Genomic DNA, 7,870 nt, shown 5'->3' with positions numbered 1-7,870 from the left:
GGTATGGAATTTACTCAGCTTGGGCGGACGGGACTGCAGGTTAGTCGGATCGTTCTGGGGACCATGAACTTCGGGCCTCTGACCGAGGTGGGGGATGCGCACGCGATCATGGAGCGGGCGCATGAGGTGGGGATCAACTTCTTCGATACCGCGAACGGGTACGGGCGGTCGATCTACCCGGGGCGGACCGAGGAGATCATCGGTGAGTGGTTCGCGAAGGATCCTGGGCACCGGCACAAGACGGTGCTGGCTACCAAGGTTTACGGAGACATGGGCGAGGGCTGGCCCAATGAAGGGAAGCTGTCGGCGCTGAACATTCGGCGGGCGCTCGACGCCTCGCTCAAGCGGTTGCAGACGGACTACATCGATCTGTACCAGTTCCACCATGTGGATCGCGCGACGCCGTGGGAAGAGATCTGGCAGGCGATGGAGGTCGCCGTACAGCAGGGGAAGGTGCTGTACGCCGGGTCCAGCAACTTCGCGGGGTGGCACATCGCGCAGGCGCAGGAGGCGGCTGCGAAGCGGAACTACAACGGTCTGGTCAGCGAGCAGTCGCTGTACAACCTGATCCAGCGTGACGTCGAGCGTGAGCTGCTGCCGGCGGCGCAGGCGTACGGGCTGGGTGTGATCCCGTGGTCGCCGCTGCACGGCGGGCTGCTCGGTGGCGTGATCCGCAAGGAGAACGAAGGGGTACGGCGGCTGGAGGGGCGCTCGAAGGAGACCCTGGACCGGTTGCGGCCGCAAATCGAGCAGTACGAGGCGTTCGCGGAGGAGCTCGGGCACGAGCCGGGTGAGCTGGCGCTGGCGTGGCTGCTGCACCAGCCGGCCGTGACCGGGCCGATCGTCGGTCCGCGGACGATGGAGCAGCTGGAGTCCGCCGTACGCGCGGTTGAGATCAAGCTCGACGAGAAGTCGCTGGCTCGGCTCGACGAGATCTTCCCGGGCTACAAGACCGCCCCAGAGGACTACGCCTGGTAAGCACCTCTGGTAAGCATCTCTGGTAAGTAGCGACAGCCGGCCGTCGTGTGACGGCCGGCTGTTTCAGTTGTGGCCGGCGGTGGTGGGGAGCATGCCGATCAGGGCGTCGGCGGCGAGGGAGGCGGCTGGGCCCGTCGGGACGGCGACCGAGACCTGCCAGTCGGAGGCTGTGCCGGGGGCCAGGCTGACGGTGATGTGGTCGCCGCGCTTGGCGGCGATGCGTTCGGGGACGAGGGCCACGCCGAGGTCGTGCGCGACCAGGGCGAGGAGGGTGTGTACGTCGTTCACCTCGATCGTGACCGGATGCGCGACGCCGGCCGAGGCGAACGCGCGGTCCGAGATCGCGCGGGCGCCCCAGGTCGGGTCGAAGTCGACGAACGACTCCCCCGCCAGGTCGTCGAGCGTGACGCCGGACGCCTTCGCGAGCCGGTGGTCGGGGGCGCAGACCAGCACCATGGACTCGCGGGACAGCGGCCGCAGGTCGAGCCCTTCGACCGGGTCGCCGGCGGTCGCGACGAACGCGACGTCGAGGCGGCCGGAGGCGAGTTCGTCGAGCATCGGGGTGGAGCCGGCCTGCCGGACCTCGATCTCGACCCCTGGGTACGCCGACCGGAACTTCGCGAGCAGCGCCGGCACGTCGACCACGCCGAGGCACTGCTCCAGCCCGACCGTGAGGTGACCGCGGAGCAGACCCTGCACCGCGGCGACCGCGTCCTTCGCGGCCTCGGCGGCGGCCAGCGCGCGACGCCCCTCGCAGAGCAGCGCCCGTCCTGCCTCGGTGAGCTCGACGCTCCGGGTGTTCCGCACGAACAGGGACGCCCGCAGCTCTCGCTCGAGCGCCCGGATCGAGGCCGACAACCCCGACTGCGAGATCGACATCGCCTCGGCGGCCCGCGTGAAGTGCTTCTGCTCCGCGACCGCGACGAAGTGCTCCAAGTGCCTCAGCTCCATGACTAAGAACTGTAGTCGATCGAACCACGCCGATTCTGCGGCCCCGCATGTTGCGGTACGCCGGATATCCACAGGTTCGAAGACGCGTGTTCGCGGTGGCATCGATACCAATACTTTCCCCGCTGTGATTGATCCCTTGGCGGACGAGATCCGCGATCCCCGGACGGCAGCAGAATTCGGTCGGTGCGTGGCACTGCGCATCACCGCCAACGACCATGTGCGGCAACGACGTCACGAGCGGGCCGTCGCGATCTGGCGGCAGCTCATCAGAGAAGGTGGAGAGGACGGTGATCAGGCGCACGTCGACTACGCCGAGTTCCTGTTCGGCGAGGGCCGCGACGCCGAGGCCAGGGCCGAGCTGAGCGCGGTGATGGCGAACAGACGCCTCCACAGCGCGGCCTGGACGAGCGCTGCCGAGTTGCTCGAGGAGCAGGGCGAGGAGGAAGAAGCGCTGTCCTGGTACACAGCTGCGACCGACAATGTGGACGGCGACGACATCTGTCGCTCACAGCAACTCCAGGTACTGGTGACCGGACGGCGCCGCGTGAAGTGGGCGCTAGGGCTGCCGCTCGACGGCGTCGACCTGTTCGGGGTCCTGGGAGACGATGAGGCGCTGGACCGCGAGGCCGCCCTGCGCGAACTGCTCCGAGAGCCCGTGGTCGTCGAGGGACAACTGCAGGTGTGGGACCGCGGCGAGTTCGACGCCGCCGTGCCGTGGCGCAACCACTTCATCGGCACCGACCCCGATGCGTACTGCCGCGCCGCCGAGCGAGCGCTACGGGTCGAGGACCGGCCGGCGATGATCGCGACCTGGACCTACGCCGGCTTCCTGGATTGCCTCGAAGACGACGACCTCCAGTATCAGTCCGTTCCGGACGGCAGACGGATCTCCTGGCCGCCGTCGAGGAACGAGCGGTGCTGGTGTGGGTCCGGGGCCAAGTACAAGAAGTGCTGCGGCGGACCGTTGCTCGCGGCCGAGGCGATACCGCCCCCTGACGATGCCACTGGGTATCGTGTCGCGCATGGCGGATGAGGAGTTTCGGGTTGAGGTCGTGTTGCGGGACGAGGGGCACAGGCTCACGTTCTGGGACCGGTTGCGGGCGCTGGATCTGGACGACGATGCGCGGAAGCGGCTCGGGGCACAGGTGACGGTCACTCGCGACGGGGACCGGCTGCTGATGTACACGCATTCGCTCGAGGACGCGCAGGAGGCGGAGCGGGCCGCGAAGGAGCTGGTGGCGGGCGATCGGCTGGAGGCGACGACCACCATCACGCGCTGGAACGCCGCCGAGCAGGACTGGACGGACCCGAGCGTTCCGGTCGGGCCGCACGACGCGGCCGGGGATGCCGCGAAGAACGCGGGGATGGAGGTGCCGGATCCGCGGTATGTGGTGCTGCAGGCGTACAAGCCGGAGTTCCTGCGCGACCTCGGGCTCTAGGTACGAGCCGGGGTTCTGGATACCTAGATACTCAGGGCGGCGAAGCGGTCGGCGAGGTCGTTGATCCAGTCCGGTGGGGTGCGGTGGTCGGCGAGCGGGGTGCCGGCCTCGCTGCGCCACAGGACGTCGCCGAGCGCCGTGCGGAGGTGCCAGGCCATCATCCGATCGGTGTCCAGCGGATTGCCGGTGAGGTCGGCGTAGTGGTGCATGGTTGCCGTCACCAGTTCGACGCCTGGGCCCGTTCCGGGGAAAGCGCGGAGGTCGTACTCCGGCTCGGCACGCCCTGCGGTCTCGAAGTCGACGATCGCGCGGAGCTCGTCGCCGTCCCAGATCTGGTTGCCGCCATGCAGGTCGGCGTGGACCAGGACGTGTGGGCGCGGCACGGCCAGTACGTCGTCGGCCCAGTCGCACCAGCGACGTACCGTCGGGAGCTGTTCGGGGCGGATCCACTTCCCGATCTGAGCGCGCAAGGTGTCAGTGGTCGGCGGCTGGAGCGGGGCCGGCGGGACATCGCCCAGCCGGTCGCCCGCGCGGTGCAGCTCGGCGAGGAAGTGCGCGAGCTGACGGCCCGCCTCGTCCGGGTCGATGGCGTCGACGACCTCGAACAACGAAGCGCCCGGTACGAGTTCGGTCACCAGCAGGAGAGGATCGGCGCTGCTCGCAACTACCTTCGGCAGGTACGGGACCGCCGGTTCGCGGGACAAGGCGTCGAGTACGGCGATCTCGTGCGCCAGTCGGAGCGCCGCGGGGCGTGACCAGGCGAACTTGGCGACGTACCGGCCGCCGACGAACGCGCTCGAGGACCACCACATCGGCTCGTCCTTGTTCACCAGTTCGCGGGCGACGATCGGGAGGTCGCTCAGCTCCGGTACGACCGTCCGTACGAGTTCGGCGATCGCCGCGGGCGAGTACGCGTCGAGCCACTTCACCCGCCTAGTCTGGCAGGTATGGATGTCACGCTGAGGCCTGTCGTGGAGGACGATCTGCCCCTGTTCCAGCGGTTCGCGGTCGAGCCCGGGCTGATCGGGCTGGACTGGAACGGATACCGGGACCCGCAGGCGCCGGTCCGCCGGTACGCCGAGGACGGGTTCCTCGGCAAGGAGGACGGCCGGTTGATCGTCCGCGCTGCCCCCGAGACGGCGGACTCCAAGACGGCGGACTCCAAGACGGCGCGGTCCGAGACCGCGGGGTCCGAGACGACGGGGTCCGAGACGACGGGGTCCGAGACCGCGGGGTCCGGGACGGCGGGGTTCGGGACGGCGGGGTTTGTCAGCTGGCATTCGGGGTCGTTCGACGGGCGTACGCCGTACTGGGAGATCGGGATCGCGCTGCTGCCGGAGTACCGGGGTCGCGGGATCGGGTGGCGCGCGCAGGCGATGCTGACGGCGTACCTGTTCGAGCACACGTCCGTACAGCGGATCCAGGCCGCGACGCATCCGGAGAACCTGGCCGAGCAGAGGTCCTTGGAGAAGGCGGGTTTCCGGCTCGAAGGCGTGATCCGCGGATGCGAGTTCCGCGCCGGGAAGCTCCGCGACGGCTACCTGTACAGCCGGCTGCGCGACGACCCCGAGCCTGTGCTCGGCAACGGTTAGGTGACGGGATCCGCTGACCACACGGCGATGGCACCGTTCGCGGACTAGTCTCGGCGGGTCGCTGCACGCTCACCGGGCGTGGTTCTGCGACGCTGAAAAGTGCTGAGGAGAGGGGAATCCGTGTCTCGTCGCCGTGGTCTGGCCGCCGCCGCCGTCGTCCTGTCGTTCGTCCTGGCCGGCTGTTCGGACGTCGCCGCGAGCGAGACGACGCCCTCCCCCAGCCGAGCGTCGAGCAGTACGCCGACCACGACGCCGACGGCCAAGCCGACTCCGACCGCGCGACCCACCGCGAAGCCGACGGTCAAACCGAAGGTGAAGCAGAAGCCGGAGTACTACGCGCTGCGCGTCGAACAGCAGCTCGACAAACTCGGGTACCCGGTCGGCGACATCGACGGGGACATCACCGCCCGCGCCAAGCAGGCGCTGTGCGCGTGGCGCGAGACCCACGGGATGCCGGTCACCCGCCGCGGCCTCACGCTCGACGACGCGTACTCCGTGCTGAATGCGACCAGCCGCCCGACGCCGACCCGCGAACCCGGGATCTACGTCAACAAGACCTGCCAGATCCTGTACCAAATCGTTGGGAAGACCTACAAACGGATCGTCTGGATCTCCACCGGCGGGCGTGGGTACGAGACCCCGAACCGGACCGGCGAGGTGTGGCGCAAGTGGGCCGGCGCGCATGAGAGCAGCCTGTATCCGGACGCGTACATGTACGACTCGCTGTACTTCCTCAAGGACCGGCCTGGCATCGCGCTGCACGGCTCCCGCGTCAACTCCCTCGTCAAGCCGTACCCCGCCAGCCACCGCTGCGTCCGCGTGCTGCGCCCGGAGATCCACCAGATCTTCGAAGACACCCCGATCGGCACCAAGGTCCAGATCTACGGCGAGTACTAGCAGGCATCTCCAGGACCTTGCGGGTACTGACGGCCACTAACGGCCAGATCCGTCCAATCTGCCGTCTGACCTGCGGTTTACCTCGCATCAGTACGCGCCGATGATCGACGTTTGTCAGCCCCCCACGAAGCAGAGACGGAGCAGGAAGCGCGGGGCACAGTCACATGTGCTCGGCGACCGTCGCGAGAATCCGTCCAGGCATGCGACCGAAGCGCTCGGGCAATAGGGTACGGCGGCTCGGCATCGGCTCGTTGAGAGAGGTGTCTCTCCCGTCTCACTCCGCCGGGTGAGGCGGCGGACGCGTAGAGCCGGTCGGTGTCCACTTCGTCCGATCCGTCCGAGGCGACTGGCTCAAGTGCAACGCGGCTCGATCCTCTATTCCCCGCTGTCTATGACGTAGATGGTTCTGACGTCACAGAACACCGTGAGAACCACGCTCCGCCATGCCTGCATCGTCGTGTTGGGTAAAGAGGGGCGTCTCTGTCTTGAAGATTGTTAACCGTGGCGGTGCTGGATCGTGCGATAAGTCCAGTAGCCGGCGAGGATCGCCACGATCAGCGCCGCCACACCAATGATCAGTTCCACTCCTACTGGTCCCCCACCCACCTGTCGACCACGATCGTCTCCCCCTGTTAACAAGCTTGGCTCCCCCACCCTGCTGCGTCCACCACCCCGCGTTGGCGGCGCAGATCCGTTCACCGCCAAGAAGGAAGAACCCCGTATGCCCGTACGGCTGATTGGTGTTGAGAATCGATCGATTCTCAACACCCACGCCTTCAAGGGCCGCATGACCCCGACACGCCGTACCTCAGGTGTCGAGAAACGTGTTGAGAACTCGGAGTGTCTAACAACTCCCCGAACACCGTTTTCCATACAGTTGCGGGTTGACGTCCACCGATCTCGACCGCAGGCCCGCGCTGTCGCTCGACCCCGACCCGCTCGGAGTCATCGGCGGCGGCATGCTGCTCGGGGTACGCGCGGGTGTCGACCAGGGAGCAGAATTTGCATCGCCAGCTCGATGCCCTCACCGCGGCCGGCTGCAGCCGGATCTGGCAGGAGAAGCTCAGCGGCAAGAACGCTGACCGGCCCGAGCTGCAGGACTGCCTGGCGTTCGCCCGGCCCAACGACGTCGTCACGGTCACCGAGCTGTGGCGCCTCGGCCGCAACTTCCAGGACCTGATCGCGATCGTCAGCGGGCTGCGCCAGCGCGAGATCGGGTTCAAGTCGCTGCACGAGGCGCTCGACACCACCACGCCGGGCGGGCGGATGATCTTCCACGTCTTCGCGGCGCTCGGTGAGTTCATCCGCGAGATGATCGTCCAGGCACCCGCGAAGGCCTCGACGCGGCCCGTGCCCGCGGCACCCGCCTCGGCCGGCCACCGGCGATGACACCGGAGCAGATTCAGCACGCCAAGGCGCTGCTCGGCAACGCCGACAACACGGTGTCCTCGATCGCCCGGCTGCTCGGCGTCAGCCGCGCCACCATCTACAAGTACGTTCCCGAGCTCCGCTCTCCCGCCGTGCCCGGCGGCACGGCTCGGCTCGAGCTCCCTGCAGCCGCGGCAGAGGGCTCGGCCGGCACGGCGGATCGGTCGTTGCCGATGCCGAAGCCGCCCCGTGCGGCCGCGTGCCCGACGTGCGGGCATCGCCCGGCGAACAAGCACGAACTGCAGCTGCACCGGGAAGGGCTCGAAACCGTCTGGCTCCTGCCCGACCCCACGGGACCGGCTGCGGCGGTCATCGAACGCTGGCACTGTGAACGCTGCCAGCCCCACCAGGCGCGCATCATCATGTGCGACCTGTGCGGTTCGACCGTGATGCTCGGCAATGCGCTCGCCGAAGGCCACGCCGTGCCCGACGCCGCCGCACTGTGGCTAGCTGTGATGTCCAGGGAGGTTGTTCGTCGGGTGGGCGGTGAGTCGGTCTGACAGGTGAAGGCCTCCGGTTGTGAAGTGGAGCTGTCTAAGGAACCGCTTCACACCCAGGAGGCCTTCGTGTCCCACGTTAACGCGA

9 protein-coding genes are annotated in these 7,870 nt (G+C 68.0%); 7 read left to right on the top strand and 2 right to left on the bottom strand.

Annotated features, from left to right (window positions below):
- Positions 1-3 precede the first annotated feature (3 nt).
- The gene (locus VFF46_RS38310; protein WP_325042179.1) at positions 4-978 is read left to right on the top strand and encodes an aldo/keto reductase; all 975 of its coding nucleotides are present in this window, start codon (positions 4-6) and stop codon (positions 976-978) included.
- Between the two features lie 63 nt (positions 979-1,041).
- On the opposite strand, the gene VFF46_RS38305 is transcribed toward VFF46_RS38310, so the two are convergent.
- Complete coding sequence (locus VFF46_RS38305) at positions 1,042-1,929, bottom strand: LysR family transcriptional regulator (protein WP_325042178.1); 888 nt, start codon at positions 1,927-1,929, stop codon at positions 1,042-1,044.
- On the opposite strand from VFF46_RS38305, the gene VFF46_RS38300 reads away from it, so the two are divergent.
- Together VFF46_RS38300 and VFF46_RS38295 are read left to right on the top strand one after the other, a co-directional pair.
- Positions 1,928-2,962 (top strand): SEC-C domain-containing protein, encoded by a 1,035-nt coding sequence (locus VFF46_RS38300; protein ID WP_325042177.1) that lies wholly within the window; start codon positions 1,928-1,930, stop codon positions 2,960-2,962. The two genes, VFF46_RS38305 and VFF46_RS38300, sit on opposite strands and share 2 nt — an antisense overlap.
- The gene (locus tag VFF46_RS38295) at positions 2,952-3,368 is read left to right on the top strand and encodes a hypothetical protein (protein ID WP_325042176.1); all 417 of its coding nucleotides are present in this window, start codon (positions 2,952-2,954) and stop codon (positions 3,366-3,368) included. Before VFF46_RS38300 ends, VFF46_RS38295 begins: the two co-directional genes overlap by 11 nt.
- 23 nt (positions 3,369-3,391) lie before the next feature.
- Here VFF46_RS38295 and VFF46_RS38290 read toward each other — a convergent pair whose 3' ends face one another.
- Positions 3,392-4,297, bottom strand: coding sequence for an aminoglycoside phosphotransferase family protein (locus VFF46_RS38290; protein ID WP_325042175.1), 906 nt, complete (start codon positions 4,295-4,297; stop codon positions 3,392-3,394).
- Positions 4,298-4,315: 18 nt separating this feature from the next.
- On the opposite strand from VFF46_RS38290, the gene VFF46_RS38285 reads away from it, so the two are divergent.
- The 4 genes from VFF46_RS38285 to VFF46_RS38270 all read left to right on the top strand — a co-directional run bounded on the left by VFF46_RS38285 (position 4,316) and on the right by VFF46_RS38270 (position 7,785).
- Entirely contained in the window at positions 4,316-4,960 is a 645-nt protein-coding gene (locus VFF46_RS38285; protein ID WP_325042174.1) for a GNAT family protein, read from the top strand.
- A gap of 120 nt (positions 4,961-5,080) precedes the next feature.
- The gene (locus VFF46_RS38280; RefSeq protein WP_325042173.1) at positions 5,081-5,857 is read left to right on the top strand and encodes a L,D-transpeptidase; all 777 of its coding nucleotides are present in this window, start codon (positions 5,081-5,083) and stop codon (positions 5,855-5,857) included.
- A gap of 1,002 nt (positions 5,858-6,859) precedes the next feature.
- Complete coding sequence (locus VFF46_RS38275) at positions 6,860-7,246, top strand: recombinase family protein (RefSeq protein ID WP_325042172.1); 387 nt, start codon at positions 6,860-6,862, stop codon at positions 7,244-7,246.
- Complete coding sequence (locus tag VFF46_RS38270) at positions 7,243-7,785, top strand: helix-turn-helix domain-containing protein (protein ID WP_325042171.1); 543 nt, start codon at positions 7,243-7,245, stop codon at positions 7,783-7,785. The genes VFF46_RS38275 and VFF46_RS38270 overlap by 4 nt, the downstream gene beginning before the upstream one ends.
- Positions 7,786-7,870: the final 85 nt, after the last annotated feature.

This window comes from Kribbella sp. (genome assembly GCF_035655035.1).
GTDB lineage: Bacteria > Actinomycetota > Actinomycetes > Propionibacteriales > Kribbellaceae > Kribbella.
Note: the sequence above shows the minus strand (reverse complement) of the source record. Positions and strands in the feature narration are given on the sequence as shown.

Excerpts from the sequence above, each read along its gene's own strand:
- VFF46_RS38310 (WP_325042179.1), top strand. The coding sequence starts at position 4 with ATGGAATTTACTCAGCTTGGGCGGACGGGACTGCAGGTTAGTCGGATC.
- VFF46_RS38300 (WP_325042177.1), top strand. The coding sequence starts at position 1,928 with ATGACTAAGAACTGTAGTCGATCGAACCACGCCGATTCTGCGGCCCCG.
- VFF46_RS38305 (WP_325042178.1), bottom strand. The coding sequence starts at position 1,929 with ATGGAGCTGAGGCACTTGGAGCACTTCGTCGCGGTCGCGGAGCAGAAG.
- VFF46_RS38295 (WP_325042176.1), top strand. The coding sequence starts at position 2,952 with ATGGCGGATGAGGAGTTTCGGGTTGAGGTCGTGTTGCGGGACGAGGGG.
- VFF46_RS38285 (WP_325042174.1), top strand. The coding sequence starts at position 4,316 with ATGGATGTCACGCTGAGGCCTGTCGTGGAGGACGATCTGCCCCTGTTC.
- VFF46_RS38270 (WP_325042171.1), top strand. The coding sequence starts at position 7,243 with ATGACACCGGAGCAGATTCAGCACGCCAAGGCGCTGCTCGGCAACGCC.